The 26,470-nt window shown below is 63.5% G+C and carries 27 protein-coding genes; 11 read left to right on the top strand and 16 right to left on the bottom strand.

Going from position 1 to position 26,470, the window contains the following annotated elements; all coding sequences use genetic code 11:
• Position 1 precedes the first annotated feature (1 nt).
• The 4 genes from gcvPB (at position 2) to ACTIGF_RS14265 (ending at position 3,714) form a co-directional block, all read left to right on the top strand.
• Entirely contained in the window at positions 2-1,582 is a 1,581-nt protein-coding gene (gene gcvPB, locus ACTIGF_RS14280) for an aminomethyl-transferring glycine dehydrogenase subunit GcvPB (protein ID WP_439637506.1), read from the top strand.
• 142 nt (positions 1,583-1,724) lie between these two features.
• On the top strand, positions 1,725-2,048 hold the full coding sequence (locus ACTIGF_RS14275) for a hypothetical protein (protein ID WP_375549689.1): 324 nt from the start codon (positions 1,725-1,727) through the stop codon (positions 2,046-2,048).
• Between the two features lie 5 nt (positions 2,049-2,053).
• On the top strand, positions 2,054-2,533 hold the full coding sequence (locus ACTIGF_RS14270) for a GNAT family N-acetyltransferase (RefSeq protein WP_439637505.1): 480 nt from the start codon (positions 2,054-2,056) through the stop codon (positions 2,531-2,533).
• Positions 2,534-2,643: 110 nt separating this feature from the next.
• Complete coding sequence (locus tag ACTIGF_RS14265; RefSeq protein WP_439637504.1) at positions 2,644-3,714, top strand: serine hydrolase domain-containing protein; 1,071 nt, start codon at positions 2,644-2,646, stop codon at positions 3,712-3,714.
• Here ACTIGF_RS14265 and ACTIGF_RS14260 read toward each other — a convergent pair.
• The 10 genes from ACTIGF_RS14260 to ACTIGF_RS14215 all read right to left on the bottom strand — a co-directional run bounded on the left by ACTIGF_RS14260 (position 3,711) and on the right by ACTIGF_RS14215 (position 13,015).
• Positions 3,711-4,505: a carbon-nitrogen hydrolase family protein gene (locus ACTIGF_RS14260; RefSeq protein ID WP_439637503.1), complete on the bottom strand. Its 795-nt coding sequence runs from the start codon at positions 4,503-4,505 to the stop codon at positions 3,711-3,713. The two genes, ACTIGF_RS14265 and ACTIGF_RS14260, sit on opposite strands and share 4 nt — an antisense overlap.
• Before the next feature lie 82 nt (positions 4,506-4,587).
• Complete coding sequence (locus ACTIGF_RS14255; RefSeq protein WP_375549686.1) at positions 4,588-5,082, bottom strand: F0F1 ATP synthase subunit B family protein; 495 nt, start codon at positions 5,080-5,082, stop codon at positions 4,588-4,590.
• Between the two features lie 3 nt (positions 5,083-5,085).
• Positions 5,086-5,631, bottom strand: coding sequence for a F0F1 ATP synthase subunit B family protein (locus ACTIGF_RS14250; protein ID WP_439637502.1), 546 nt, complete (start codon positions 5,629-5,631; stop codon positions 5,086-5,088).
• A 138-nt stretch (positions 5,632-5,769) separates the two neighbouring features.
• On the bottom strand, positions 5,770-5,997 hold the full coding sequence (locus tag ACTIGF_RS14245) for a F0F1 ATP synthase subunit C (RefSeq protein ID WP_009803216.1): 228 nt from the start codon (positions 5,995-5,997) through the stop codon (positions 5,770-5,772).
• Positions 5,998-6,055: 58 nt separating this feature from the next.
• Positions 6,056-6,832 (bottom strand): F0F1 ATP synthase subunit A, encoded by a 777-nt coding sequence (locus tag ACTIGF_RS14240; RefSeq protein ID WP_022701677.1) that lies wholly within the window; start codon positions 6,830-6,832, stop codon positions 6,056-6,058.
• A 65-nt stretch (positions 6,833-6,897) separates the two neighbouring features.
• Positions 6,898-7,215, bottom strand: a complete 318-nt coding sequence (locus tag ACTIGF_RS14235) for an AtpZ/AtpI family protein (RefSeq protein WP_022701678.1) — start codon at positions 7,213-7,215, stop codon at positions 6,898-6,900.
• A 120-nt stretch (positions 7,216-7,335) separates the two neighbouring features.
• Entirely contained in the window at positions 7,336-10,773 is a 3,438-nt protein-coding gene (gene smc, locus ACTIGF_RS14230; protein ID WP_439637501.1) for a chromosome segregation protein SMC, read from the bottom strand.
• 137 nt (positions 10,774-10,910) lie between these two features.
• Positions 10,911-11,633 carry a thioredoxin domain-containing protein gene (locus ACTIGF_RS14225; protein ID WP_439637500.1) on the bottom strand — a complete coding sequence of 241 codons (723 nt, stop codon included), beginning with the start codon at positions 11,631-11,633 and terminating at the stop codon, positions 10,911-10,913.
• A 74-nt stretch (positions 11,634-11,707) separates the two neighbouring features.
• Positions 11,708-12,424: a thioredoxin domain-containing protein gene (locus tag ACTIGF_RS14220; protein ID WP_439637499.1), complete on the bottom strand. Its 717-nt coding sequence runs from the start codon at positions 12,422-12,424 to the stop codon at positions 11,708-11,710.
• 18 nt (positions 12,425-12,442) lie between these two features.
• Positions 12,443-13,015, bottom strand: a complete 573-nt coding sequence (locus ACTIGF_RS14215; RefSeq protein WP_439637498.1) for a DciA family protein — start codon at positions 13,013-13,015, stop codon at positions 12,443-12,445.
• Between the two features lie 92 nt (positions 13,016-13,107).
• On the opposite strand from ACTIGF_RS14215, the gene ACTIGF_RS14210 reads away from it, so the two are divergent.
• The gene (locus ACTIGF_RS14210) at positions 13,108-14,151 is read left to right on the top strand and encodes an A/G-specific adenine glycosylase (protein ID WP_439637729.1); all 1,044 of its coding nucleotides are present in this window, start codon (positions 13,108-13,110) and stop codon (positions 14,149-14,151) included.
• Position 14,152: 1 nt separating this feature from the next.
• Here ACTIGF_RS14210 and ACTIGF_RS14205 read toward each other — a convergent pair whose 3' ends face one another.
• The 4 genes from ACTIGF_RS14205 to ACTIGF_RS14190 all read right to left on the bottom strand — a co-directional run bounded on the left by ACTIGF_RS14205 (position 14,153) and on the right by ACTIGF_RS14190 (position 17,589).
• Positions 14,153-14,650 carry a hypothetical protein gene (locus tag ACTIGF_RS14205; RefSeq protein ID WP_439637497.1) on the bottom strand — a complete coding sequence of 166 codons (498 nt, stop codon included), beginning with the start codon at positions 14,648-14,650 and terminating at the stop codon, positions 14,153-14,155.
• Between the two features lie 4 nt (positions 14,651-14,654).
• Complete coding sequence (locus ACTIGF_RS14200) at positions 14,655-15,683, bottom strand: site-specific DNA-methyltransferase (protein WP_439637496.1); 1,029 nt, start codon at positions 15,681-15,683, stop codon at positions 14,655-14,657.
• Between the two features lie 149 nt (positions 15,684-15,832).
• Positions 15,833-16,432 carry a ribonuclease HII gene (locus tag ACTIGF_RS14195; RefSeq protein WP_439637728.1) on the bottom strand — a complete coding sequence of 200 codons (600 nt, stop codon included), beginning with the start codon at positions 16,430-16,432 and terminating at the stop codon, positions 15,833-15,835.
• Positions 16,433-16,449: 17 nt separating this feature from the next.
• A complete protein-coding gene (locus ACTIGF_RS14190) occupies positions 16,450-17,589 on the bottom strand; it encodes a PA0069 family radical SAM protein (protein ID WP_439637495.1) in 1,140 nt (379 codons plus the stop codon).
• 53 nt (positions 17,590-17,642) lie between these two features.
• Here ACTIGF_RS14190 and ACTIGF_RS14185 point away from each other — a divergent pair, with 53 nt between their 5' ends.
• Positions 17,643-18,344 carry a TIGR04283 family arsenosugar biosynthesis glycosyltransferase gene (locus tag ACTIGF_RS14185; RefSeq protein WP_439637494.1) on the top strand — a complete coding sequence of 234 codons (702 nt, stop codon included), beginning with the start codon at positions 17,643-17,645 and terminating at the stop codon, positions 18,342-18,344.
• Positions 18,341-18,928, top strand: coding sequence for a TIGR04282 family arsenosugar biosynthesis glycosyltransferase (locus ACTIGF_RS14180; RefSeq protein ID WP_439637493.1), 588 nt, complete (start codon positions 18,341-18,343; stop codon positions 18,926-18,928). Before ACTIGF_RS14185 ends, ACTIGF_RS14180 begins: the two co-directional genes overlap by 4 nt.
• Here the strand turns inward: ACTIGF_RS14180 and ACTIGF_RS14175 are convergent.
• On the bottom strand, positions 18,914-19,711 hold the full coding sequence (locus tag ACTIGF_RS14175; protein ID WP_439637492.1) for a uracil-DNA glycosylase: 798 nt from the start codon (positions 19,709-19,711) through the stop codon (positions 18,914-18,916). The genes ACTIGF_RS14180 and ACTIGF_RS14175 overlap by 15 nt on opposite strands.
• A 129-nt stretch (positions 19,712-19,840) precedes the next feature.
• Between ACTIGF_RS14175 and ACTIGF_RS14170 the strand changes: the two genes are divergently transcribed.
• Genes ACTIGF_RS14170 through ACTIGF_RS14155 form a run of 4 tightly spaced genes read left to right on the top strand, consistent with a single transcriptional unit; the run spans position 19,841 to position 25,127 of the window.
• The gene (locus ACTIGF_RS14170) at positions 19,841-21,514 is read left to right on the top strand and encodes an electron transfer flavoprotein-ubiquinone oxidoreductase (RefSeq protein WP_439637491.1); all 1,674 of its coding nucleotides are present in this window, start codon (positions 19,841-19,843) and stop codon (positions 21,512-21,514) included.
• A 13-nt stretch (positions 21,515-21,527) separates the two neighbouring features.
• Complete coding sequence (locus tag ACTIGF_RS14165) at positions 21,528-23,231, top strand: tetratricopeptide repeat protein (RefSeq protein WP_439637490.1); 1,704 nt, start codon at positions 21,528-21,530, stop codon at positions 23,229-23,231.
• A gap of 10 nt (positions 23,232-23,241) precedes the next feature.
• Positions 23,242-24,120 carry a 4-(cytidine 5'-diphospho)-2-C-methyl-D-erythritol kinase gene (locus tag ACTIGF_RS14160; RefSeq protein ID WP_439637489.1) on the top strand — a complete coding sequence of 293 codons (879 nt, stop codon included), beginning with the start codon at positions 23,242-23,244 and terminating at the stop codon, positions 24,118-24,120.
• Positions 24,117-25,127 (top strand): hypothetical protein, encoded by a 1,011-nt coding sequence (locus ACTIGF_RS14155; RefSeq protein WP_439637488.1) that lies wholly within the window; start codon positions 24,117-24,119, stop codon positions 25,125-25,127. Before ACTIGF_RS14160 ends, ACTIGF_RS14155 begins: the two co-directional genes overlap by 4 nt.
• Positions 25,128-25,317: 190 nt before the next feature.
• Here the strand turns inward: ACTIGF_RS14155 and ACTIGF_RS14150 are convergent, their stop codons facing one another.
• Entirely contained in the window at positions 25,318-26,442 is a 1,125-nt protein-coding gene (locus tag ACTIGF_RS14150) for a M14 family metallopeptidase (protein ID WP_439637487.1), read from the bottom strand.
• Between the last annotated feature and the right edge of the window lie 28 nt (positions 26,443-26,470).

Raw genomic sequence — 26,470 nt, 5'->3', positions numbered from 1 at the left:
CATGGCGATGAATACTCAAGGCCGTCCGTCCCGTCCGCTGCATACTCCCGATCCCGGCGCCTACGAGGACACGTTCTCGGGCTCCAAAGGGCTTGATCAGGCGGAACCGCTGATCTTTGAGCGGCAGACCTATGACAAGACCGGCGTCGATTTCGAGGCCCCCAAGGGCAAGCCGTCACGTCTGGGCGCGCTGGAGCGCGAGGGCGATCTCGGTCTGCCGGGCCTGTCCGAGCCTGAAGCCATGCGCCATTATGTGCGCCTGAGCCGGAAGAATTACGCCATTGATATCGGGCTCTACCCGCTCGGCTCATGCACGATGAAGCACAATCCCCGTTTGAACGAGAAGCTGGCGCGCCTGCCGGGCTTCTCCGACATTCACCCGCTGCAGCCGCAATCCACTGTGCAGGGCGCGTTCGAGCTGATCGGCGAACTGGCCCATTGGCTGATGACGCTGACCAACATGCCCACCGTCGCGATGAGCCCGAAAGCGGGCGCCCATGGCGAGCTGTGCGGCATGATGGCGATCCGCGCGGCGCTCGACGCCCGCGGCGAAAGCCACCGCCGGCGCGTGCTGGTGCCTGAAAGCGCGCACGGCACCAACCCGGCCACTGCGGTCCAGTGCGGTTTCCATTGCGATGAGATCCCCGCCGGCCCTGATGGCCGTGTGGACATGGAGGCGTTCAAGGCCAAGCTTGGGGACGATGTGGCGGCGATCATGCTGACCAACCCCAACACCTGCGGCCTGTTTGAGCGCGACATCCGCGAGATCGCCGACCTGATGCATGAGGCGGGCGGCTATTTCTATTGCGACGGCGCGAACTTCAACGCCATTTCCGGCCGGGTGCGCCCGGGCGATCTGGGCGTCGACGCCATGCACTTCAACCTGCACAAGACCTATTCCACGCCCCATGGCGGCGGCGGTCCCGGCTCCGGCCCGACCGTGCTGTCTGACGCCTTGTCCAAATTCGCGCCGCTACCCTTCGTCATCAAGGATGGCGACAGCTGGCGCATGGTCGAGGACGAGGCGAACGCCAAGGCCCAGGGTGCAGACCCGTTCGGCCGCATGGTCGCCTTCCACGGCCAGATGGGCATGTTCACCCGCGCCATGAGCTATATGCTCAGCCATGGAGCCGATGGCCTGAAAATGGCCAGCGAGGATGCGGTGCTGAACGCCAACTACGTGTTGGCGCGCCTCAAAAGCGTCATGACGCCGTCCTTTGATGGTCTGTGCATGCACGAAGCGTTGTTTGACGATCGCTTCCTGAAGGACACCGGCGTCACCACGCTCGACTTTGCGAAAGCCATGATCGATGAGGGGTATCACCCCATGACCATGTATTTCCCGCTGGTCGTGCATGGCGCCATGCTGATCGAGCCGACCGAGTCTGAATCCAAGGCGAGCGTGGACCGGTTCTGCGACACGCTGGAAGCTCTGGCCGGGGCCGCCAAGGCGGGGGAAACCGAGCGTTTCACCGCCGCGCCGCGGTTCGCCCCGACCAAGCGTCTGGACGAGACCCGGGCCGCCCGCCAGCCGGTCCTGCGGTGGACGCCGCCCGCTTCGGACGCGCAAGCGGCGGAATAAGACCTATGTCGATATGAGGGCATTGCGCCACACTGCCCTGAAATCGACATTTCCAGCTGCAAGAATGTGAGAGTCGCCATCCGGTACGGGTTGAACCGGATGGCGGCCGCCTCGACATTAGCGTACGAGGTATGGATCGAGCGTGGAAAACGACAAGGTAAAACCCAAGGTGGCGATGAACGACACCCCGAACGGTTGGGCGCGCAACGGCGTCAACGGCGTGACCAGCGTCTTGCTGGTGGTGTTGCGAGCGATTGCCGTGGCCTTGGCGATCTTCCTGCTGGCGATCTCCATCCCGCTGTTTTTCCTGCCTATTCCGCTTGGTCTGCCGCTAGCGATCATTGGCCTGATCCTGCTGGCGATGACGTCCAAACGCGCCCACACCTTCATCACCGACTGGCTGAAACGTCATCCGGGTGTCTGGGAACGGGTCAAACACATCTTCGACCGGTTCCATAAGGACTAGGACCTATGGGCTTTGCCGGCTTGCGGCTGGTGAGGTCGCTTGACGATTTTCCACTCTCTTTGAAGGCCGGGCCTGACTTCGTCATACGGCCTCTCGATTTTGATACGGAAACCGGCGCTGCTCGGGCCTTGCTCAATCACGCCTATCGCGGCGGAGAGGGCGAGCGTCTGGAGGCTGAAGAATGGCGCCAGTCGATCCAGAGCGACGCAGAGTTTGATCCTGAGTTATGCCTGCTCGCGCTCGACAGGCGCTCTGAAACGCTCGTGGGCGTCATACAGGCGTGGTCCACAGGGTTCATCAAGGATCTGGCTGTCGATGACGCCTGGCGCACACAAGGCGTTGGCGCGGCCCTGGTGGCCGAGATTGGCGAGCGCTTGGCGGCGAGGGGGCTAGATGAGATCAGCCTCAAGGTCGTGCCGGGAAACTTGGGCGCGATTGCATTTTATGAGGCGCTGGGCTTTGAACGAAGCCAGGTTCAAGGCTGAGTATTCGGTCAACGGCGCCTCTGGACCGGTGAGCGGCGGCGGCGTTCTGTAAGGGTTGGGTTTAGACTGGGTCTTGTATCGTCTCGTTCAGAATCCCAGTGGAGCCCGTAATGACTGTCCTCATCCCCCTCGTCCTCGGCATGGCCGTGCTCCCTTCATCTCAGACGCCGGACCTTGTCCAGAGCTGGGTGGAGGAGACAGTTTTCAATGGCGTTATTCGTATCGAGACGGGCGATGGAGAGGGACAGGCCTGGAGCTGGGGGCTGGCCGACCCCGCGACAGAGCGACCTCTGACGACAGACACCCGATTTCAGACGGGTTCGGTCGAGAAATACTTCGCCTCCATCGCGGTCTTCGCTCTGCTGGATGAAGGCGTGCTGAGCCTTGATGAGCCCATCAGCAGCTATTTGCCTGCATACCGCCGCGACACCGGCGCCCGACTGACCTTGCGTACGATCCTGAGCAATACGTCCGGACTGCCCAATGATCTGCGCATCGCGATGGGACGGATCGCAAATGGCGAGCAGGACGCCGTGGACGCTCAAAGCGTGGCTGAGGCGGTGGCGGACTACGCCAGCGGGGATCTGGCGTTCGAACCGGGCGCGCAATTTGATTATGCGCTGTCAAACTGGCTGTTGGTGCAGCATCTGCTCGAGCAGGTCACCGGCATGCCCTATCCGCAAGTGCGTCAAAGCTATGTCTTTGACCGGGCCGGCATGAGCCAGTCCGGCGGATATGTTCATGACCTCAACGAGGCCAATCCGGAAGTTAGCGATGTCGCCATCGGTTTTGATCCCAGCGACCCCGCCGGGCAGGGTGATTACTGGACGCCACGATTTTTCAAGGGCAGCTACACCACCGCTCGCGATCTGATCGCGCTGGAACAGGCGCTGGAGGCGGGAGAGGTTCTGTCTGACGAAGCCCTCAGGGAGTTTCGCACAGTGCAGGTCCTACAGCAGAATTACGCCTATGGCGGCCGGTATCGGGAGGTGGAGTTATGCGGTGCGGTTTGGACTGCGTCGGCCCAGTCCGGCTCAAACGGCGCGACGAATATCACATCGCTCTATGTGCCGGGTCTGGACGCCGGCGTCGCCATGCTGACCAATGTGGATGAAAGCCAGGGCGAGATGTTTGCGCTGTCCTTAGACCTGCTCCATGAGCGAGTGGACTGCCCGGACTAGGCCGAGGGCCCGGTGCGAAGCCGGATCTGGACGAGGTCGGTTCGGGCCTGATTGATCACCCAGTTTGAAACTTCGTCGAGATTGATCGAGGCGGTGGCCAGGCCTGTTTCATCAGGCGGCATGTGCGCAATTACATCCCCTTTGGGCGAGAGGATCGCTGAGGGGCAGAGTTGCGTATTGGAAGCCGCATTGGCGCCAAGTACGAAGCGTTGGGTCTCCGCCGCCCGGCTCATCAGGTGTGCCCGCCAGACGGCGTCGCCGGACGCACTATCAACGGCGTTGTTGGGATAGGCGATGATCTGAGCACCTTTCAGGGCGAGAACACGCCATTGCTCAGGATAGCGGACTTCCCGGCACATTTGGATTCCCAGCAGAATGTCCCCAGTCTCTGTCTGCACGCTAAAGACAGGCAAGGACTGTCCGGGCGTAAAGGTTTCTTGCTCGCTGACCGCCAGATTGACTTTGTCATAATGCTGGGCAGGTTTTCCGGCTTGTAGGAGAAAACTGCGATTACGCCAGTGACCGTCGACTTGCACGCAAGCGCCTACGACCAGCGAGACGCCTGTGCGATCTACAATGCGTTGAGTGTTCTCTAAGGCGCATTGCGTCGCTTCAGAGTTCAGGAGCTCGATCAAGCTCGGTGCGTTGACATAGCCCGACAACGTCCCCTCGGGTGCGACGGCGAGACTGCCTTCGGGCAGGCACTCCATCATACCCCTGAGGCGCTTGACCGTGGCTTCAAGGTCAAAACCGGTTTTGAGTTGAAGGATCGCGCAGGACAGCTGGGACATGTCGTGATCCTAGCTGATCATCAGACACAAAAAAGCCCGCGAGCGTGTCGCGGGCTTTTTCAATTCAGTCTGTCAGCCGGACTTAGTTCAGCTGGTCCTTCAGGGCCGAGGTGTCGGCTTTCAGAAGGGCGTTGCGCTGGGTCTTGCTCAGCTTCTTGGACAAGAGGTGTTGCGCGGCCTCGATCGCCAGATCGGCGGCCAGGGCTTTGACTTCCTTGGCGGCCTGGGCCTCGGCCTGAGCAATGCGCTGTTCCGCCATGGCGGTGCGACGCTCGACGCGCTGGGCGATTTCGCTCTTGGCGTTCTCGCGCAGATATTCAGCTTCCGCCTTGGCCTGCTTGATGATCGCTTCAGCTTCAGCCGCAGCTTCAGTCTGCTTGCGCTCATAAGTGGCCATCAGCTCCTGCGCTTCTTCGCGCAGGCGGCGGGCTTCATCGAGTTCCTTGCGGATCAGGTCGGCGCGATCGTCGAGCGCCTTGCCGATCATTTTCGGCGCGCCCACAAAGATGATCACGACGAAAAACAGGATCAGGCCGACAAAGGCCCAGAAGCTGGTGTCAGACAGGAGGTAGTTCATGACTTACTCCTTCACCGCTGCGACGGCTTTGGCGGCGTCATCATCAGACACCTCAAGGCCGGCCAGGTGCTCGACGGCGACCAGGGCGGCGCCGGCCGCAATGGAGCGCACTTCACCAAGGGCCGCGTCGCGAGAGGCGCGAATGCGGGTCTCTGATTCGTCCAGCTTGGCGTCCAGCTCGGCGTCCGCCTTGCGGATGGCGTCAGCCACTTCAGCGTCCGCTGAGGCTTTCGCCTCTGCAGCCACCGAATGCGCCTTGGCGCGGGCGTCCGCCAGGGATTTCTCGTAGGCGCGAACGGTCTCGTCAGCCTGCGCTTTCAGTTGCGCGGCGGTGTCGAGATCGTCAGCGATGCGATCGCGGCGTTCTTCAATAGCCCCGCCGATACGAGGCAGGACAAAGCGGCTCAGCAGGACGTACAGGACGAAAAAGCTGATCGCCAGCCAGAACAGCTGCGATGCGAAATAGGTCGGGTCGAAGGGCGGGAACGCGGCTTCCGCTGCGTGTCCGGCGCCTTCGGCGTATTCTGAATGGGACTCCGGCGCCAGCACGGCGGCCTCCCTTGCGCAAAGGCTAAACTAGCCCGAGCTTACCGTAAGCTCGTAGCCTGTAAAACGCTCCAAGCCGGAATGACGCAACGACGGATCGTGCGCCTTCCGGCCGGAACGAGGACTGCTTGGTCGGTGGTCTTAGACCACGAACAACAGCAGCAGCGCGATGAGCAGCGAGAAGATGCCCAGCGCTTCAGTCACGGCGAAGCCAAAGATCAGGTTACCGAACTGGCCTTGCGCGGCGGACGGGTTGCGCAGGGCGCCAGCCAGGAAGCTGGAGAAGATGTTGCCCACGCCCAGAGCGGCGCCCAGCATGCCGAAGGTGGCCAGGCCAGCGCCAATGTATTTCGCGGCTTCCGCTTCCATGTTGATACTCCTCGTAGGTGGTCGGTGCGGATGGATAGGTAAGGTCTTGTCGAACGCCCTAGTGACCAGGGTGCAATGCGTCCGAAAGGTAGATGCAGGTCAGAACGGCGAACACGTAGGCCTGGAGGAACGCCACCAGGAATTCCAACGCGGTCAACGCCACGACCATGATCAGCGGAGCGACAGCGCCAAGAATGCCCAGCGCACCCACAGATCCCAGCATGATGATAAAGCCGGCGAACACTTTCAGAAGAATGTGTCCCGCCAGCATGTTGGCGAACAGACGAACCCCGAGCGTCACCGGACGTGACAGGAACGAGATGATCTCGATCGGGGTCAGAAGAATGTAAAGCGGCCACGGCACGCCGGACGGGAAGAACAGCGAGAAGAATTTCAGGCCGTGCTTGTAGACGCCATAGCCGATCACGATCGCCATCACCACAAGCGCCAACGCAAAGGTGACGATGATGTGGGAGGTGAAGGTGAAGCCGTGGAAACCCGGAGCCGGGAAATACGGCAGCATGCCCAGCATGTTGCCCATCAGGATGAAGGCGAACAGGGTGAACACGAAGGGGAAGAATTTCAGACCGGCGTCGCCCGCGGTGGAGCGGATCATGCCGGCGACGAATTCATAAAGGAGCTCGGCGACCGATTGGGACCGGCCCGGCACCAGCGCGCGCTTGGACATGGCCAGGGACAAAAGCCCGGCCACCATCACCACGGACACAACCATGAAGTAGCTGGAGTTCGTGAATGAGAGATTCCAGCCGCCGATGGAAAAATCGGCGATTGAATGGATCTCGAACTGTTTGATCGGGTTCGTCGCGTCAGCCACACCCGGCCCCTTGTGCTACGGCGCGCACGCCGCGTTTCTAACTTCAAACCCGTGCGCCGGATGCCTCAGGATGAGGCGTCGTCGCTCTGGTTCATGCTCTGCGCAGCGCGAACTACATTTAAAGTGCCCGCTGCGAAACCCAATAATACACCCGTCAGCAGGCCCCATGGGGTCCAGTTGAAGAACTGGTCGGTCAAATAACCCAGACCAGCCCCCACGAGAACCCCTCCAGCGAACTCCGTTCCGTAGCGAACGCCCTGACCCCAGCCCGAGGCTTTGGTCTCAGCTTCCTTCACCCGACGCGCCTCAAGCTTGGCGTTCAAACGCCGCTCGAAGTCGTTGGGATCGGGTGCGTTCTGGTTCAGTTCGTCTCGATGAGCCATGATGACAGACGGCTACCAGGAGGTAGTCCCGGTAGGCGCGCGCACCCTATAAGCGGTCCCAGACCCTGTCAAGCAAGGTTGCGGACAAGTTAACGCGCTGATTTTTAAGGGGCTTCACTATTATTCCGCAGCCAGCATCTCTTCAGCCGAGCTCAGATTGACCGAGACGAGCTGCGAGACGCCCCTTTCACCCATGGTGACGCCGAACAGACGGTTCATCCGGCTCATGGTCACCGGGTTGTGCGTGATGACCAGAAAGCGCGTTTCGGTCATGGTCCGCATCTGTTCGAGCATGGCGCAATAGCGGTCCACATTGGCGTCGTCGAGCGGCGCGTCCACCTCGTCGAGCACGCAGACCGGCGCGGGGCTCACCAGGAAGACCGCGAAGATCAGCGCCGTGGCGGTCAGCGCCTGCTCGCCGCCGCTCATCAGGCTCATCGTCTCCATCTTCTTGCCCGGCGGGCAGGCGAAGATCTCAAGCCCGGCTTCCAGCGGATCGTCATTCTCGGTCAGGCGCAGCTCCGCAGCGCCGCCGCCGAACAGGGTTTCAAACAGGGTGCGGAAATGACCGTCGACCACTTCAAAGGCGTCCAGCAACCGCGCCCGGCCTTCACGCGACAGGGTGTCGACCGCCTTGCGCAGGCGCGCGACCGCTTCCAGCAAATCGTCGCGCTCCTTGGAGAGACGGGTGCGTTCAGCATCCAGCTCGCGCGCTTCTTCATCCGCGCGCAGATTGACCGCGCCCAGGCGCTCGCGCGTCAATCGGGCGTCGTCCAGACGGCGCTCCAGCTCATCGGACGACAGCTCTGAAAACTCGCTGCCCGCCGCGCGGCGCTCCAGCACGCCGGGCTCTTCGCCGGTGGCGTCTTCAAGGCGCTCTACGGTTTCGGTCAGCCGTTCTTCCGCAGCCGTCAGACGAGCGGCCGCGGCGGCGCGCGCTTCACGGGCGGTGGCGCTGATCTTTTCTGCTTCCCGTAAAGCGGCGTCGGCTTCGCGCTGCAGTGATTCGGCGTTCAGAACCGCCTCGCGCGCGGTTCCGGCTTTTGATTCGGCTTCGGTCAGCGCATCCAGAATGGCGTCGCGCTGGCCTTCCAGCGTTTCAGGCTGGGTGGAGGCGGCTTCAAGCGCCGCTTCAGTGTCGGCGATCTGGGTTTTCAGCGCCTCGACCTGATCGGACGACCGGGTATGGCGGCGGTCCCAGTCGGCGGCTTCGCGTTCCAGCGAGGCGATGCGGTGACGGCGCCCCTGGGCTTCGCGTTTCACCGATTCAAGCGCCGCGCGGGCGTCGGCGGCTTTGCCGCGGGCGCGATCGGCGCGCGCACGGGCGGCGGTCAGCGCGTCCTGGCCGTCATCATCTTGCGCAATCTCGGCCTGGGCCTGTTGGGCCGCGAGATGAAGCTTGCGGGCGGTTTCAAGCCGGCTTTGCGCGCGCCCGACCGACTCCACCAGGCCGGCGCGCCGCGCCTCGGCGCGCGCCGCCTGGGCGCGGGCGGCGGACAGGGCCTGCTCGGCGTCGCGGCGCTGGTTTTCAGCCTGTTTGAGGGTGGTGCGCGCCTGGTTCAACGCCGCATCCGCGTTCAGGCGGGCCTGTTGCGCCTCTTCGGCGGCGGTCTGAGAGCGTTCAGCGCCCCGGCGCGCGGTCTCAAGCTGGGGCGTCAGTTCAGAGAGCCGATTGCGGGTTTCCAGACGGACAGCCGCCGCGGAGGGCGCGCCCGCCTCGCTGGCGAAGCCGTCCCAGCGGCGCAGGGCGCCGTCCAGCGTCACCAGCCGCTGGCCGGGCAAGAGCCGGGCCGCCAGCGCATCCAGCGCTTCGGCTTCAACCACGCCCACCGCTTTCAGGCGCGCCTGCAGCGCGGCCGGGGCCTCAACATGATCCAGCAAGGGCGATGCGCCCTCGGGCAGGGCGGGCGTGTCGATATCCGCGCCTTGCCAGCGGCGGGCGGCGCTGGCGCTCAGGCCCGCCTCCAGATCGTCGCCGAGCGCGGCTGCGAGCGCTTGTTCATACCCAGCCGTTGCGCGCACCTGATCGAGCGCCCGGTCTTCAGCGTCTGATGTGTCCAGAAGGCGCTCAAGTCCGGCGATTTCGCGCTCAAGCGCCCGCGCATCGGCCTGGGCCAGCTGCACGTCTTCGCGAGCGGTCTGGGCGCTTTCGCGCGCCGCATCCGCCTGCGATTCGAGCTCGGTGAGCTGGCCGGCGAGCGCTTCAGCGTTGCGGATCGCGTCATCCACGGCGCCCTGAAGCCCGTCAAGATCGGGGCCGACCACGTCATCAAACCGGTCAAGCGTCGCCTTGGCGTTATCCGCTTCCGCTTCCAGCGTGCGAACCTGTCGCTCGGCCTGGTCCAACTCCCGCTGAGCGCCGTCGCGCTTGGCCTTGATCTGGGCGACGGCGCTGGCGGCGGCGTCGAGCGCGTGTTCCGCCTTGCCACGGTCCTTGTCCGCATCATCCAGCACGGCTTCGGCGCGGCTCTGGGCGTCTGCGTCATGGGCCGCCTGATCACGCGCCTGTTTGAGCTGGCCGTGCAGGCGTTCGCGGGCGGTGCGCGCTTCATCCAGAAGTTCGGTTTCGCGGCTCTGGGTTTGTCTCAGTTCAACAAGGCGCGCCTGATTGCGCTCGATGGCGGCGCGGGCGGCCTCGATATCGCGGTCCAGCTGGTCACGCGCACGTTCGGTATGACGCAGCGCCGCGGCGGCTTCGGCCTCGGCCTCGCGCAGGGGCTGGACAGCGCTCAGCGCTTTTTCCGCTTCGATCATGGCGCCCGCAGACGCGCGCAAGGCCAGCTCGGCCTCGGCCTCGGTTTCCTTGAGCTTCGCCCGCGCGGTTTCGACCGCTTCGCCCGCCTCTTTCCAGCGCCGCATCCACAAGAGCGCTTCAAAATTGCGGATGGTCTGGGACAGGTCGCGATAGCGGCCCGCCTGCTTGGCCTGACGCTGGAGCGCAGTGTGGCGGCTGTCGAGATCCTCGACGATCTCAAGCAGCCGATCGAGATTGGTTTCGGCGGCGTTGAGCTTGAGTTGCGCTTCGCGGCGACGCGCCCGCAACCCTGCAACGCCAGCGGCTTCTTCGAGCACGCGGCGTCGGTTTTCCGGTTTGGCGTTGATCAGCTCGCTGATCTGGCCCTGACGCACAAGGGCGGGCGAGTTCGCGCCCGTGCCGGCGTCGGCGAACAGAAGCTGGACATCCTTGGCGCGAACATCCTCGTCATTGATCGTATAGCCAGAGCCCTTCCCGCGCGTGATGCGGCGGACGACTTCCAGCATGTCATGATCATTGAAGCGGGCGGGGGCGCGTCGGTCGGAATTGTCGACGACCAGGGTGACTTCGGCGTGATTGCGGGCCGGCCGGCTGTCGGTGCCGGAAAAGATCACGTCTTCCATGCCGCCGCCGCGCAGGGATTTGGCGGAGGTGGCGCCCATCACCCATCGCAGGGCTTCAAGCAGGTTGGATTTACCGCAGCCATTGGGACCGATAATGCCGGTCAGCCCGGCGTCGATCCGCAGCTCGGTCGGGTCAACAAACGATTTGAAGCCGGCCAGGCGCAGCTGGGTGAACTTCAACCTCAGACCTCCACTGGCGCTGAACGCCGGTTTTCCGGTCTGTCAGTCGCCGCCATCCCTGCCGAAAGCGTTTTCGGCTCAAACCCTTCGCAGGCGATCTGAGGGGAGATCGCCTGCAAAAGGTCTGCGCGGGAAGGCTAGCCCTCCGCACGCGCTTTGAATAGGGCGATGATTCGGTCCCAGGTGTCTCGGTCAATCTGAGCGGGGATTTCGCCTTCATCGTCCACCAGCACTTCGCCATCCGCGGCGTAGACCTGGCCGTCCGAGCCGCTCCGGATCTCAAGCGCCTGGCCGTTGATGATGAATGAAGGCGTGGAGGTGATGCCGTCGCGCACGGCTTGCGTATTGGCGTCTTCCACCGCTTCCAGAATGTCCTGATTGGTCATGCAGGCGCGGAATTCCTCGTCCGTGAAGCCGGCGGTGCGCGCGATGGTCTGGAACTGGCCTTGCGCATTGCCTTGCTGCATGGCGCTGAACAGGGCGCGTTGCTGTTCAAACAACAGATCGATCACATCGAGATACTGGTCTTCGGGGGCGCAACGGGCCAGCATGAAGCCGGCGCGCGCCAGATTGGGCTGACCGGTCAGCATTTCGCGGAAGACAAAGCGCACGTCTCCGCGCTCAACCCCGTCGTCAATGGCGGGCTTGCCCTGATTGAAGAAGGCGCCGCAGCCGCCGCAAGAGGTTGAGGCGTATTCGATAATCGTGACCGGCGCATCGACCCGGCCCTCGGCGCGGTCGCCCGCGCGTTCATAGGCGGAGCGTCCATCAGGCGCGTCGCCGCCCGAACAGGCGGTCAGCATCACGGCGCCGACAGTGGCGGCGGCAAGGGTGAGGGCGCGGCGGGTGAAAGTCGTCACGGGTTCAACTCCAATCGGTGTATCTGGCCGGGCCCACGGGCGCCGGGGTCTGCGTTTGCGGCAGGTTAGCGGTCTCAGCCGCCCTTATACAGGGCGATGATGCGTCTCATGGTGTCAGGCTGGTGATCGGCGGGAATTTCGCCCTCGGCATCGGTCAGCGGGGCGCCGTTGACCGTATAGACCCGTCCGTCTTCGCCAGGCTCTGCGAGCAGCCGGTCGCCATTGACGATGAAATACGGGGTTGAGCGGATGCCGTCTTCCGCAGCGATGCGATTTGAGGCCTGCACCGCCGCGATCGCCTCCTCACTGGAGAAACACGCGGTGACATCCTCGGCGCTGAAGCCGAATTCGGCGGCGATCTCTTCATAGCGGGTCTGAGCCGTTCCCTGCTGCAGGGCGGCGAAGATGGACCGCATATTGACGAACAGGGCGTCGATCACGTCGAAATACTGCTCGTCCGGGGCGCAATGGGCCAGCGCGAAGCCCGCCATCGCGATATTGGGCTGGCCGGTGATCACTTCACGAAAGACAAAGCGGACATCGCCGGCCTCGACCGCCTCGCTTACGGCGGGGAAGCCGGTTTCCTGAAAATGCGCGCAATGGCTGCAAGCCACCGAGCCGTACTCGATGAAGGTGACGGGGGCGTCGGCTTCGCCCATCACGCGATCGGTGTCTCGCACCTGCCCGACCTGAGCCTCGGTGAGGGAGGTGGCGTTCTGGCCCAGAGCGCCGCCAGACAGGATCAGGGCGGCGGCGAGCGCAGTCAGGCTGCGGCGGGTGTATGAAAGCACAGGCGTCTCCAGTTCGCGTCAGTCGCTAGACGATGTAGGCGGCAAGCGCACGCCTTCACGGCGTTCAATCTCTTTGCGCCAGTTTTCCAGCGTTTCTTCAAGGGTCAGCGCCCGTTTTGACTCAGCTTTGACCTTCACAATGCGGTCATGTCGGGCTTTGGGCTTTTTCGGTTCAGGATTGAGCGGACCCTGAATGATCTTGAGCTTTTGCGGCTTGTTGCCCGAATAGGTCGCCACTCGCGCCAGAATTTGCGCCGATTGCGCCTCCACCAGCGCGGCCGCCGGACCGCGGGCGCGGATCACCAGGGCGCCGCCCTGATATTTCTCTGGCCGGGTGAACTGGGCCAGTTGCGGACCGACGATCTCGCTCCATTGCGCGTCAAGCTCATGCCGGGTTGGGCCGGAAAATTGCTTCGCCAGCGGTTTGATCAGCGCGTTGACGGCGCGGCCCGCCGTGGGCGGCGGCTTGATGGCCGCGCGACCGCGATGCTCTTTCATCCACTCCGCCGCCTCCGCCTGGTCGCGCGGATCACCGGTGCGACGGGCGATGAGGTGCCGGTTAGGCGTTGACGTGCGGGGCGGTCGCTTCATGGTGCGCACCATCGCGCCGACGCGCGCCGCTGGCAAGCATGAGAGAACACGCCGTGCCCGAGTTTGAAATCCCGGATCTGCCCGCAGCGCCCATGCGGGTCGCCTTGCTGGACTGGTATGACCGTGAAGGCCGCAGCCTGCCCTGGCGCATCCGGCCTGAAGACCGGGCGGCGGGCGCCATCGCCGATCCCTATGCGATCTGGCTGTCGGAGATCATGCTGCAGCAAACGACCGTGCCGCACGCCACGCCCTATTGGGAGCGGTTCCTGAAGCGTTGGCCCCGGGTGGGCGATCTGGCGGCGGCGCCGCGTGAGGATGTGCTGGCGGCCTGGGCGGGGCTTGGATATTATGCCCGCGCCCGCAATCTTCACGCCTGCGCTCAGGTCGTCGCGTTTGAGCTGGACGGCGTTTTCCCCACCGACCTCAAGGCGCTGCTGGCGCTGCCGGGGGTGGGCGATTACACCGCCAACGCCATTCGCGCCGCCGCCTTTGATCAGCCCGCCAGCGTGGTGGACGGCAATGTGGAGCGGGTGCTGACCCGGCTGGTGCGGATGCCGACGCCGCTGCCGAAAGCCAAACCGCAGATCAAGGGAATCGCGGCGAAGCTGGCCTCGCCCGACCGTCCCGGCGATTACGCGCAGGCGATCATGGATTTGGGCGCCACACTGTGTTCGCCGAAATCGCCAGACTGCGCAGCCTGTCCCTGGTCGGGCTGGTGCGCGGCGCGGGCCGAAGGCGATCAGACCCGCTATCCGCTCAAAGATAAGAAAAAGCCCAAGCCGGTGCGCCGCGGCGCCTGTTTTCATGTGCTGCGCGAGGGCGCGATCTGGCTGCGCCGGCGCCCCGAAACAGGATTGTTGGGCGCGATGATGGAAGTGCCGGGGACGGACTGGAGCGACAACGCGCCCTCAGAGGCGGAGCTTGAGAACGCGGCGCCGTTTGAGGCGGACTGGCGAAACGCCGGTCAGGTGCGCCATGTGTTCACGCATTTCGCGCTGGAGCTGGACGTGCTGTGCGCGATGGCGCCTGACGGCTGGGACCCGGCTGAGGGCGTCTGGGCGCCTGTGCGCGACCTCAAGGACGCGGGTCTGCCCTCAGTGATGATGAAAGCGGCGAAGCTGGGGTTTGAAGATTAGGCTAGGCAGCTCTTTCTTCTTCGACTTCAGCAACTAACTGGTCAACAAATATTTGGAAATCATTAGAATAAGAGCTTTTCACGGAACCGTGCTTCCATATTTCCGAAAACAAAGGAGCGCGAAGGTCGTTTTTGAAGTTCTCTCTCCAGCCATCCAATGTGGCCCGTGTGACATCGGTTTTGATGTCTTTATCATGTAATATGATATGCATGGATTCATTAATCTGCAGCAGCATCTTGGTCAGATAAAGATGGTTGTGATTGATTGACTTAAGGGTTTCCCCCTCGGGGCCGCCATCCCAAATTTTACAAATTTCCGCATTTTGCGCCTGTAGCATTCGAACAGTCATCATTCGGTCTGATATTTTATCATAAATATCAAAGGCGGTTTTCTTTTGACTGTCTTTATACTGCATATAGATGAATGCTGCGGCTGCCGCCGTGACAAGTGCGCCAATTGCTTGGGCGGCCCCAAAGATTGTGTTCGCAATGTCATACATGACTTCAGACCTGCAACTCCGCCCGGATGCGGGCGCGGAGCACGTCGATCGGAGCGAGGGCGCCGCCCTGGCGCACATGCCAGAAGGTCCAGCCATTGCACGACGGCGCGCCTTGCACATGGGCGCCCATCTGGTGGATCGAGCCGGCCTGGCCGCCTGCGATCACCGTGCCGTCCGCGCGCACTTGCGCCGTGCGGCGGCCCTGGGCGCAGTAGAGCGTATCGCCGGGCTTTAAGAGGCCGGCCTCGACCAGGGAGCCGAACGCAATACGCGGCAGAGCGCGCTTGGACTGGGTGACCTGCAACAGGTCTTCGCTGGTGGGATTGATCGCCGCGATGCGCTTGCGCGCCACGTCGGCATAGGTCGGGTCCGCTTCGATGCCGATGTAATGTCGGCCGAGTTTTTTTGCGACCGCGCCCGTGGTGCCAGTGCCGAAAAACGGGTCGAGCACCAGATCGCCGGGATTGGAGGTGGCCAGCAGCACCCGGTGCAGAAGGCTTTCAGGCTTCTGGGTCGGGTGGGCTTTCTTGCCTTCCTTGTTTTTCAGGCGTTCGCCGCCGGCGCAGATCGGCAAGGTCCAGTCAGACCGCATCTGCACGCCGTCATTCAGCGCCTTCATGGCGGCGTAGTTGAAGGTCGGCTTGGCGTCCTTGGTCTTGGACGCCCAGATCAGGGTCTCGTGCGCGTTGGTGAAGCGCGTGCCCTTGAAGTTCGGCATCGGGTTGGATTTGCGCCAGATCACGTCATTACGGATCCAGAAGCCCATATCCTGCAAGAAAGAGCCGACGCGGAAAATATTATGATAGCTGCCGATGGTCCACATGGCGCCATTGGGTTTCAAGACCCGACGGGCCTCTTCCAGCCAGGCGCAGGAGAACAGGTCATAGGCGTCGAAATCGCCGATCTGGTCCCAGTCATTGTCGACCGCATCCACCTTGGAATTGTCCGGCCGGTGCAGATCGCCGCCCAGCTGCAGATTGTAGGGCGGATCGGCGAAGATCAGATCCACGCTCTCGTCAGGGAGCGTTTTCATCACTTCGGCGCAATCGCCTTCCAGGATGGTATCGACAGGAATTTTGTTATTTGGAATGACTGACACCTCAATCGCCCTTCTGTTCGCAACAGCGCTGATTCCCTGAGGGGTGAATCGTTTCGGCTTACCCGATGGTTAAGGCCGATTCATTATGTGCTGCGCCAGACGCCGCGCGCCTGTCTGGCCGACTGTACCGGGGCATAGCTTAACCGATGGATGGGCGTGGGTCCCAGATTTTCGAGCGCGGCTTTATGGCTCGGGCTGGGATAGCCTTTGTGTCCGGCCAAGCCAAAGCCGGGAAAGCGGTTTTCTGATTCGATCATGATCTGGTCGCGCAAGGTCTTGGCGATGATCGAGGCCGCGCCGATGCAGGCCTCCAGCCCGTCGCCGCCCACAATCGCCCGCGCCGGAGATTTTAATCCGTCCGGCACGCGATTGCCGTCGATCAGGATTTCATCGGGCCGTGCGCCGAGGCTCTCCACCGCGCGCACCATCGCCGCCATAGTGGCGTGCAGCACGTTCAGCCGGTCAATTTCCACAGGTTCGGCGACCCCCACGCCCACCCGCGCTTCGGCGCGAATGACCGCCGCCAACGCCGTGCGGCGCTTCTCGCTGAGCTTTTTTGAATCATCAAGTTGATCAAGCGCCGAGAACCCGTCGGGCAGGATCACCGCCGCACACACCACCGGCCCCGCCAGCGGCCCGCGCCCGGCTTCATCCACGCCGGCGATAAGGGGGGGAGAAAACATCATTCCGGGTCAGTCCATCAAAACAGGCTGAGCTGATCTTCGGTGTCGAGCGGGCGTTCGAACAGATCGCAGCGCAGTTTGACCCGGTCTTTCTGAAGGCCGTAGCGGCGCACCCCGGCGCGGAAACGCTTTGAGATCAGGTCCGCGATCGGGCCTTCGCCGCGTCCGCGAATATGAAAGTCAGAGCTGTAATCCATGCCGCCGCGCGTATCGCGCACCATGTTGATCACCTTGTCGGCGGCGTCCGGTTTGACCTTTTTGAGCCAGTCGTAAAACAGGTCACGCACCTCCAGCGGCAAGCGCAGCAGCACATAGCCCGCGGTTTGCGCGCCAGCGTTGGCGGACGCTTTCAAAAGCGCCTCGATCTCGTGATCGGTGAGGCCGGGAATGACCGGCGCGGTCATCACCGTCATCGGCACGCCGGCCTTTGACAACGCCTCCATCGCTTCGAGGCGGCGTTTGGGAGTGGCGGCCCGCGGCTCCATGGCGCGGGCGAGCCTGTGGTCGAGGGTGGTGAGGGAAATCGCGGCTTTGACCAGCCCCAGTTCCGCCAGCTCGGACAGGACGTCGAGATCGCGCGTGATGGCGGCGGATTTGGTGATCAGGCTGACCGGATGCTTGAAGCGCAGGCAGACTTCGAGGATCGAGCGCGTCAGACGCAATTGCCGCTCGATCGGCTGGTACGCGTCGGTGTTGGCGCCGATCACAATGGGTTCAACCTGGTAGCCGGGCTTGCGAAATTGCTGTTCTAACAGACGCGCGGCGCCCGCCTTGAAAAACAGGACGCTCTCAAAATCGACGCCGGCGGAATAGCCCCAATAGGCGTGGCTGGGCCGCGCATAGCAATAGATGCAGCCATGTTCGCACCCTCTGTACGGATTGATCGACCGGTTGAACGAGATGTCCGGGCTGTCATTGGTGGAGATGATGGTGCGGCTGGAATCCTTGATCAGCGTGGTGCGGATCTGCTTGGGCGCGGGGTCGGTCTCGCTCCAGCCATCGTCAAAGGGTTCGCGGGTCTCGCGCTCGAACCGCCCCGCCGCATTGGATGTGGCGGCGCGTCCGCGCGGTTGCAGCGGCTCGGGAAGGGGGCTCATGCCCCGGGCGGGAACAAAGCGTGCGGTCATGGGCTGACGGTGACTCAGGGCGTGGAACATAGCAAGAACATTTTCATGTTGACTCAAACCGCCCGCCGGAGTTTCTCACTCTCATGAGTCAGATCATCACCATTCTCCCCGCCTTGAACGCCGCCGCCCATCTTGAGCGCACATTGCAGAGCCTGACCGAGGCCGAGCGCGCGGGGCTGTCGGCGGGCTGGGTGCTGGCCGATGGTGGATCAACGGACGGCACGGTTCAGATCGCTCGCCGCGCCGGATGCCAAATCGTCACGGGCGCCAAGGGGCGCGGCGCGCAGCTGGCGCAAGGCGCGGCCCTGGCGCGGCGTCAGATCGGCGCGTCGGACTGGCTGCTGTTTCTGCATGCGGACACCCGCCTGTCGCCAGGCTGGTCTGCGGAAGTTGAGACCTTCATGGCGACAAACGCGCATCGCGACCGGGCGGCGCATTTTCGCTTTACGCTGGATGACATGTCCCATCGCGCCCGGCGGCTGGAGCGCGCGGTCGCCTGGCGCTGCAAGACGTTCGGCCTGCCCTATGGCGACCAAGGCCTGCTGATCCGCGCTGATTTCTACGACCGTCTGGGCGGGTACAAGCCCTGGCCCCTGTTTGAGGACGTGGATCTGGTGCGGCGCATCGGCAAGCATCGCCTGTGGCCGCTGACCGCGCGGGCGGAGACCAGCGCAGACAAGTTCCGGGCGGAGGGGTATCGCCGCCGCTCCCTGAAAAATCTCGTCCTGCTGGCGCGCTATTATCTGGGCGCCAAGCCCTCTGATCTTGCGAAAGCCTACCGATGACGCCGCGTCCCGTTCTGGTGGTTTTCGTGAAAGCGCCGGTGATCGGCGGCGCCAAGACTCGCCTCGCCAAGGGCATCGGCAAGGTGCAGGCCTGGCGCCGACACCGGGCGATGAGCGCGACTGTGCTGCGCCGTCTGCAGGATCCGCGCTGGGAAACAGTCATCACGCTCAGCCCGGACCGGGCGCTTGACCGCCGGTTTCCCGGTGTCTGGCCAGATCATCTGCCGCGCGCGCTGCAGGGTGGCGGTGATCTGGGCGCGCGTCAGGCGCGTGTCTTTGCGCATCGCGCGCCGGTCTGCGTCATCGGGTCGGATGCGCCGCAAATCACTCGCGCCGACATCGCCTCAGCCTTCTCGGGTCTGAAACGCAACGACGCCGTGATCGGCCCGGCGGAAGATGGCGGCTATTGGCTGCTGGCGCTGAACGGCCCCGCGCCGGATGCGCTGTTTGACGGCATGCGCTGGTCCCATGAAGAGACGCGCAGCGATCTGGAGCGGCAGCTGAGCTGGCATGGTCTGGAGCGGGTGAAGAGGCTGCGCGCCTTGCGGGATGTGGACGAGGCGTCGGATCTAAAGCGACGCTAGCTTCGCCTTCAGGCTCAGCAAATCCTGCCAGCTTTTGGCTTTCTCCTGCGGGCGACGCAGCAGGAAGGCGGGATGATACATCGGCAGGGCCGGAATCACCGTGCCGTCGCTGAGCGTGTAGTCGTGCCAGCGCCCACGCAGCGTCATGATGCCGTCTTTGGACCGCAGCAGGCTTTGCGCGGCGATGCCGCCGGCGAAGACCAGGGCTTTGGGCTTCACCAGCTCGATATGGCGCTCGGCGAAGGGGCGGCAGACCTCGATCTCGGCGTCGGTGGGTTTGCGATTTCCCGGCGGCCGCCAGTACACTACATTGGTGATGCAGGCGGTTGTTTCGTCGAGCCCGATGGCTTTGAGCATCTTGTCGAGCAAATGCCCGGCAGGCCCTGTGAAAGGGACGCCCTCGCGGTCTTCATCCCGGCCCGGCGCTTCGCCCACCACCATGACATCGCCCTGGGGATTGCCGCGTGCGAACACCAGCTGGGTAGCGGTGGCCTTGAGCGGGCAGCCGTCAAAGGCGTCGAGCGCCTGTTTGAGCTCGTCCACCGATTGAGCCGCCTGCGCCAGGGCGCGACCGTCCTGGGTCGGCGCGGCGCCAAAGCCGGCCTGCCGCGCCTGGGCGCCGGTGGCGCGCGCTTCAGGGGCGGCGGCGGAGGGCGCGACCTGGGACGCGGCAGCGGATTTGGGCGCGGGCAGCGGCGGCAAAGCCTCGACGCCCGATTGCTCCCACCACCCGATCAGGCTCTTCAGAGCACGGACGTCTTCGGGGGAGAGGGGCGCGGTCATGAAACAGGAATTTCCAATATGGACTGTGTGAGGCTTCACCCTAGCTCATAGCGCAAGCCTGGGTTAATACGAAAGAGAATGCGGCGCCAGCGAATGAGCGTTGCAGGGGCTGAGACTTGAGGAGACGACATGGCCGACGGGTCGATTGAGCGCGAATCCATGGAATACGATGTGGTCATCGCAGGGGCTGGCCCAGCCGGTCTTGCGGCGGCGATTCGGTTGAAACAACGCTGCGAAGAAACCGGGCAGGACCTGTCCATCGCCGTCCTTGAAAAAGGATCGGAAGTCGGCGCGCACATCCTGTCAGGCGTCGTTTTTGACCCCAAGGCGCTTGATGAGTTGCTGCCGGACTGGCGCGATGATCCAAGCCAGCCCTTCGACACGGAAGTCACCGAAGACGTCTTCATGGCGCTGGGCGAGGCGGGCTCCGCCACGATCCCCGGTTTCGGCATGCCGCCCTTCATGCACAATCATGGCTGCTATGTGGGTTCGCTGGCGACCATGTGCCGCTGGTTGGCCGAAAAGGCCGAAGCCATGGGCGTTGAAGTCTATCCCGGTTTCCCGGCAGCGGAATTCATCGAGGAAGACGGCGTCGTCAAAGGCGTGATCACCGGTGATATGGGCGTGGCGCGCGATGGCGGTCACAAGGACATGTACCAGCCCGGCATGGAGCTGCGCGGCAAGTACACCCTGATCGGCGAAGGCGCGCGCGGCTCGCTGTCCAAGCAGCTGATCGACAAATACGGCCTCAGCGAAGGCCGCGACCCGCAGAAATTCGGCATCGGCATGAAAGAGCTCTGGCGCATCAAGCCGGAGAATTTCAAGAAGGGTCGGGTGCAGCACACCATGGGCTGGCCGCTGGATAACTCCACGGGCGGCGGCTCCTTCCTCTATCATTTCGGCGACAATCTGGTGTCGGTCGGCTTTGTGGTTCACCTCAACTACAAAAACCCCAACCTGTTTCCGTTCGGCGAATTCCAGCGCTTCAAGACCCACCCCGACATCGCGCCGATCTTTGAAGGCGCCGAGCGTCTGTCCTATGGCGCGCGGGCGATCACCGAGGGTGGCTACCAGTCCGTGCCCAAGCTGACCTTCCCGGGCGGCGCGCTGATCGGCTGTTCAGCCGGTTTCGTGAACGTGCCGCGCATCAAGGGCAGCCATAACGCCATGAAGACCGGCATGATGGCCGCCGAGGCCGCGTTCGATGCGCTGGCCGAAGGCCGTCAGGGCGACGAGCTGAGCGCCTACGCCGACGCGTATGACAAGTCCTGGGTAAAAAAAGAGCTCAAGACCGTCCGCAACGCCAAACCGCTCTGGACCAAGTTCGGCACGGTTCTGGGTGTGGCGCTGGGCGGCATGGACATGTGGACCAACTATCTGTTCGGCTTCTCGATCTTCGGCACGCTCAGCCATGGCGGTACAGACGCCGAGGCGCTCAAGCCCGCCGATCAGTGCAAACAGATCGACTATCCCAAGCCTGACGGCGTTCTGACCTTTGACCGTCTGTCCTCGGTGTTCATCTCCAACACCAACCATGAGGAAGACCAGCCGATCCACCTGAAACTCAAGGATCCGGCGCTGCAGAAATCGTCCGAGTATGATGTGTATGGCGGCCCGTCCGCGCGCTATTGCCCGGCGGCGGTGTATGAATGGGTCACTCCGGATGAAGGCGGCGAGCCGACCTTCGTGATCAATGCGCAGAACTGCGTCCACTGCAAAACCTGCGACATCAAGGATCCGAACCAGAACATCAACTGGACCACGCCTGAAGGCGGCGGCGGTCCCAATTATCCGAACATGTAAGGGCGGGGCGAGGATGCGCCCCATCACCGGCTTACGCGCCGCGCTGACCTCGATCCTGACTTTGGGCCTGGGATTGAGCGTGAGCGCGTGCGCCAGCCTGCCAGATTCTGGATTTGGTCATGAAGAGCGCTCTGTCTACGGCTCCTATCTGGCGGCGCGTTATGCCGGGTCAACGCGTGATCTGGAAGCGTCCTCAGAGCTTTACGCTCAGGCGCTGAATCAGGCGCCGGACTCCTCCCTGATCTCGCAGCGCGCTTTTTTCGCCGCCCTGGTGGCGGGAGATTTCGAGCGCGCCGATCAGGTGGCTGAACAGGCCGCCAATGACCCCGACACCGCTCAGATCGCCGGCCTGTACTGGCGTGCGCTGACATTGGGGCGCGGCCGCGAACCGGTTGAGCTGGAGACCAATGTCGTCGGCGTGTTCTCAACCCTCGTCACGGCGATTTTGCAAGACTGGGACGCCATAGCGCGTGGCGATGACGTGTCCTGGGCGCAGAATGATATGCGTCTGAACGCGTCTCAATTTCCCTCTGCAGAGCACTGGCTGCATCGCGCTCTGGTTCTGGAGCATCTGGGACAGGCTTATGCGGCGGACGCGGCCTATCAGAACGCCCGCGCCGGCATGCCCGGTCTGATCTCATTCAATACGTTGATGTATGGCGCGTTTCTGGAGCGGCAGGGGCGTTCGGATGAAGCGCGCGCGCTGTATGAAAGCGCCATGGAGATCCGGTCTGTCGAGCGCCCTGATGTCGAAGCGGCGCTGGCGCGGGTTGATCGCGGCGGTCGTCCGCCGCGCATGCTGCATCCTCGTGAAGCGGCCGCACGGGCGCTGTTTCCGCCAGCCTCAATCGTCAGCAACCGGGCGGGCGGCGAATTTACCGTGATGTTCCTGCGCGTGATCCAGCGTCTGGACCCCGATTTTCACTACAACACCCTGACCATCGCGCAAATGCTCGACAGCCTCGACCTGCAAGAGGCGGCTCTGGCTGAATACGCCAAGGTTGAAGACGGCCCGTTGTCTGAAGGCGTTCAGATGAACCGCATCTGGTTGCAATTCCGGATGCAGGAGGACGAGAGCCTGGTGGATGAGGCGCGTGCGCTGGTCGAGCAGAGCCCGTCAATTACGCACCAGCTCTTGCTGGCGGACATGTTGCGGGTGACGGATCGCTGCAGCGACGCCATACCCATTTACGCCAATGTGATTGAACAGGCGCGCGAAGAGCGCGGTGAAGCGGATTGGCGCTATCTGTTCTACCAGGCGGCCTGCACCGAAATCGTCGAGGGCTGGGACGCGGCGGAGCCCATGTTCGAGCACACTCTGGAACGCGCGCCGGACGAACCGCTGGTGCTCAACCATCTGGGCTATAATCTGATCGTGAAGGGTGAGCAGCTCGAGCGGGGGCTGAACATGGTCCAGCGGGCCGTCTCGCTGGACCCGTCCAACGGCGCGATTGTGGATTCGCTGGGCTGGGGGCATTACAAGCTCGGCAATCTCACCGATGCGGTCTACTGGCTGGAACGTGCGGTGACCCTCAGCCCTGACAGCGCCACCAATAACTGGCATCTGGGCGACGCCTACGCCGCCGACGGGCGTCAGCTGGAGGCGGAGTTCCAATGGCGCCGCGCGCTGGAGCTGGATCTGGATGACGATGAGCGCACTCTGATCGAACGTCGGCTGGAGCTGGGACTGGACGCCGGGCCGCCCGATCTGCCATGAGAGCGGCGTCATGACAGACGCAGCTACAGATTTCGCCCCCGCCAAAGTCAATCTCAGCCTGCGCGTCGGTCCGCCGCGCGCTGACGGCTACCATCCGCTCGACTCCCTTGTGGTGTTCGCGGACTGGGGCGATACGCTGAGCGCATATCCTGCAGACACCCTGACGCTCAGCCTGACCGGGCCGGGGGCGGAGGGGCTGCAGTCCGATCCGCAAAACCTGGTGCTGAAAGCCGCCTACGCCTTGCGCGCGGCGGCGGACCAGCCCGAGCTGGGCGCGCATCTGACGCTGGACAAGCATTTGCCGGTCGCGGCGGGGCTTGGCGGCGGATCGTCGGACGCTGCGGCGGCGCTTCGGGTCCTGAACCGGGTCTGGGATCTGGGGTTCTCAATCAAGCAACTCGCCGAGATCGGCACGGTGGTCGGTGCGGACGTGCCCGCCTGCGTGCACGCCCGCCCCTTGCAGATGCAGGGGATTGGCGAACGCGTCACGCCGCTGATCGCCTGGCCGGCGCTTCATGGCGTGATCGTGCATCCCGGCGCGCCGGTCCCCACCGGCCCGGTGTTCAAGGCCTATGACGCAACATCGCCGCAACCCCTGTCAGCGGGGGCGCCCATGCTGGCGGGCGATCTGGAGGCGGCGCTCAATCGTCTGGCGCTGGACGGCAATGATCTTGAAGCGCCCGCCATTGCGCACTCCCCGGTTATCGAGAGCGCGCTGGCTGCGCTGAAACGCCAGCCCGGCGCGCGCCTTGTGCGCATGTCCGGGTCTGGGGCGAGTTGTTTTGCGCTGTTTGAAACGCCGGAGTCCGCGGACAGGGCGGCCCGTATGATCGCAGGCGAACATCCGGACTGGACCAGTCGCGCTGTGGTGTTCGGGGGCGCAGCGTGAGCGGCGCTCTGATCGCCATGGCGCTGAGCGCCGCTTTGGTCAGCCTTGTCCTTTCTGTGCTGGTGCTAAAGGGCGGCGTGCTCGACCTCCCGAACGCTCGATCCAGTCATAAAACTCCGACGCCGCGTGGCGGGGGCTTGGGCGTTTTGGCGGGCGTGGGCGCCGGAGCGCTGGTCGCCAGCGCCTTTCCTCTGGGCGCACCGGCGCTAGGGGGCGTGCTGATCATGACGGCGATGTTCGGTCTTCTGGGGTTTCTCGATGATCTGTTTGTCCTCGATGAACGGCTCAAACTGGTGTCCTTCATCGTGTTTTGCGCCGCGATGGTGTCAGCGGCCGGACCGGTCACCCGCTTTGGCCTGACCTATGAGCTGGGCTTTGCGCTCAACCCTCTCATTGGCTGGATCGGCTCGGCGCTTTTTGTGTTTGTTGTGGTGAACGCGGCGAACTTCATGGACGGGTCTGACGGGATTCTCGCTGCGGTGATGATCCCCGCCGGGATCGCGCTGTGTGTCGCCGGGCTGGCCGCAGGCGTGATGACCAGCGTCATTGCGGGCGTGTTGCTGGCGGCGAGCCTGTCAGGGTTCGTGCTGCTCAACTGGCCGCCTGCAAAGCTGTTTGCCGGTGATGTGGGCGCGCTGGGCGCCGGGGCGCTCTATGCGGGCGGGGCGCTGGCGCTCGTCAATCACGGCTTTTCCGGCACGCTCTGGCTGGCGCCCTTGTTCGTGCTGGTCTTTCTGGCGGATGTATTGCTGACGCTGCTCCGCCGGGCGCGCCATGGCCGGTTTTCGCTCTCAGCCCATCGCGAGCACGCCTATCAGCGCCTGATCGATAGCGGCTGGAGCCATCAGGCGATCGCGCTTGTCTATGGCGGGCTGACCGCTGGAATCGGGCTTACAGGCCTGATCGCCGCCCAGATGGCGGACGGCGCCGTGCCAATGGTCTTCGCGGCCTGGGTGCTGATCCTGACCGCGCTTCACGTGGCCGTGGGGCGGGTCGTGGGGCGGTAGCCTCTTACGCTCTTTCCCGGCCCCCAATCAAGTTGAGGGTAAACTCCGACCGGGACCCAGTGAGGCAAGGGCAGGGCTTCGTGATCTCTGGATCCCGGCCTTCGCCGTGAAAGAGGGAAAAAGGCAGGGCGCTTAATTCAGAGACAGATCCTGGGTCTGAGCTATCGCTCGACCGGGACTTCACTTCAGATCAAAGCTGATCGAGCATCGCGCGGATGGCGTCGAGCTGGCTGGCGCCGAGTTTCATCGAGCGCTCTGCCGACCAGCCATAGATCTCGTCCGGCATGTCCGCATTGTCCTTGAACGGCATTTCCAGGGTCATGGCGAGGCATTTGAAATGATGCCGCATCCAGTGGGTGGCGATCGACAAGTCGGCGCTGCCCGGCGCATCGACGTCATAGCCGAACGCGGTCTGGAAATCGGGGTTGAAGCGTTTCAGCTCGGCCTTGTAGCCGTCGAGCTTTTTCTGATCGCTCTCCGTCCAGCCCGGCACGCCTTCGGCGCCCGCGATGAAGTTATAGGGCAGGCCCTCATCGCCATGCATGTCGAGGAAAAAGTCGACGCCGGTTTCTTCCATGGCGTCGAGCACGCATTTGACTTCCGGTGAGTTCTCGGCGCTCGCCTTGTCCCATTCGCGGTTGAGGTTCACGCCCTTGGCGTTGGTGCGCAGATGGCCGCGGAAGGAGCCGTCCGGGTTCATGTTCGGCACGATGTGGAAAACGGCTTTCGACAGCAGGTCGCGCGCCACCGGATCATTGTCATCCAGCAGCCGCTCCAGAAGGCCTTCGGCCGCCCATTCCGCCATGCTCTCGCCGGGGTGCTGGCGCGCGGTGATCCACAGCGTCTTCTTGCCGGCGCCCGGCTCGCCCACGATGAGCCGGTCCATATCGCGACCATCCAGCGTCTCGCCGATCACATCAAGCGTCACGCGCGGGTCGGCCTGGCAGGCGGCGATCAGGGCGTCATGACGGGCCATGGAGTAGGGGGCGAAATAAGCGACCCAGACCGCGTCCGAATCCGGGGTGAGCGTCAGGATCAGCTGGCCGTCTGCATAGGAGGTTTCGATCCGCTCCCAATGCTCGCGGTCTTCGGACGCGACCGCCTGATAGCCGTCCCAGCCATCGAGATAGGCCGCGCCGCCGGCGTTCTCGATCACCATGCGGCAGGTCTGGCCCTTCGCGCCGGACAGGCGGAAATGGAACCATTGGTAGAAGTCCGAGCCATTGTCCTTACGGATCTCAAGGCGGATGTCCTTGGGATCGGAAGCGGACTTCACAACGATATTGCCCGAATCAAACTGGCTGGAGATGCGCATGGCGGACCTCTTTCTGGGGAAGATGTGA

The sequence above is a fragment of the Oceanicaulis sp. genome (assembly GCF_051859625.1).
In the GTDB taxonomy this organism is placed as follows: Bacteria; Pseudomonadota; Alphaproteobacteria; order Caulobacterales; family Maricaulaceae; genus Oceanicaulis.
Note: the sequence above shows the minus strand (reverse complement) of the source record. Positions and strands in the feature narration are given on the sequence as shown.

Coding starts and splice junctions, on each gene's coding strand:
- gcvPB (WP_439637506.1), top strand. CDS start 2: ATGGCGATGAATACTCAAGGCCGTCCGTCCCGTCCGCTGCATACTCCC.
- ACTIGF_RS14270 (WP_439637505.1), top strand. CDS start 2,054: ATGGGCTTTGCCGGCTTGCGGCTGGTGAGGTCGCTTGACGATTTTCCA.
- ACTIGF_RS14265 (WP_439637504.1), top strand. CDS start 2,644: ATGACTGTCCTCATCCCCCTCGTCCTCGGCATGGCCGTGCTCCCTTCA.
- ACTIGF_RS14260 (WP_439637503.1), bottom strand. CDS start 4,505: ATGTCCCAGCTGTCCTGCGCGATCCTTCAACTCAAAACCGGTTTTGAC.
- ACTIGF_RS14255 (WP_375549686.1), bottom strand. CDS start 5,082: ATGAACTACCTCCTGTCTGACACCAGCTTCTGGGCCTTTGTCGGCCTG.
- ACTIGF_RS14245 (WP_009803216.1), bottom strand. CDS start 5,997: ATGGAAGCGGAAGCCGCGAAATACATTGGCGCTGGCCTGGCCACCTTC.
- ACTIGF_RS14235 (WP_022701678.1), bottom strand. CDS start 7,215: ATGGCTCATCGAGACGAACTGAACCAGAACGCACCCGATCCCAACGAC.
- ACTIGF_RS14215 (WP_439637498.1), bottom strand. CDS start 13,015: ATGAAGCGACCGCCCCGCACGTCAACGCCTAACCGGCACCTCATCGCC.
- ACTIGF_RS14210 (WP_439637729.1), top strand. CDS start 13,108: ATGCGGGTCGCCTTGCTGGACTGGTATGACCGTGAAGGCCGCAGCCTG.
- ACTIGF_RS14205 (WP_439637497.1), bottom strand. CDS start 14,650: ATGTATGACATTGCGAACACAATCTTTGGGGCCGCCCAAGCAATTGGC.
- ACTIGF_RS14200 (WP_439637496.1), bottom strand. CDS start 15,683: ATGAAAACGCTCCCTGACGAGAGCGTGGATCTGATCTTCGCCGATCCG.
- ACTIGF_RS14195 (WP_439637728.1), bottom strand. CDS start 16,432: ATGTTTTCTCCCCCCCTTATCGCCGGCGTGGATGAAGCCGGGCGCGGG.
- ACTIGF_RS14190 (WP_439637495.1), bottom strand. CDS start 17,589: ATGTTCCACGCCCTGAGTCACCGTCAGCCCATGACCGCACGCTTTGTT.
- ACTIGF_RS14185 (WP_439637494.1), top strand. CDS start 17,643: ATGAGTCAGATCATCACCATTCTCCCCGCCTTGAACGCCGCCGCCCAT.
- ACTIGF_RS14180 (WP_439637493.1), top strand. CDS start 18,341: ATGACGCCGCGTCCCGTTCTGGTGGTTTTCGTGAAAGCGCCGGTGATC.
- ACTIGF_RS14175 (WP_439637492.1), bottom strand. CDS start 19,711: ATGACCGCGCCCCTCTCCCCCGAAGACGTCCGTGCTCTGAAGAGCCTG.
- ACTIGF_RS14170 (WP_439637491.1), top strand. CDS start 19,841: ATGGCCGACGGGTCGATTGAGCGCGAATCCATGGAATACGATGTGGTC.
- ACTIGF_RS14165 (WP_439637490.1), top strand. CDS start 21,528: ATGCGCCCCATCACCGGCTTACGCGCCGCGCTGACCTCGATCCTGACT.
- ACTIGF_RS14160 (WP_439637489.1), top strand. CDS start 23,242: ATGACAGACGCAGCTACAGATTTCGCCCCCGCCAAAGTCAATCTCAGC.
- ACTIGF_RS14150 (WP_439637487.1), bottom strand. CDS start 26,442: ATGCGCATCTCCAGCCAGTTTGATTCGGGCAATATCGTTGTGAAGTCC.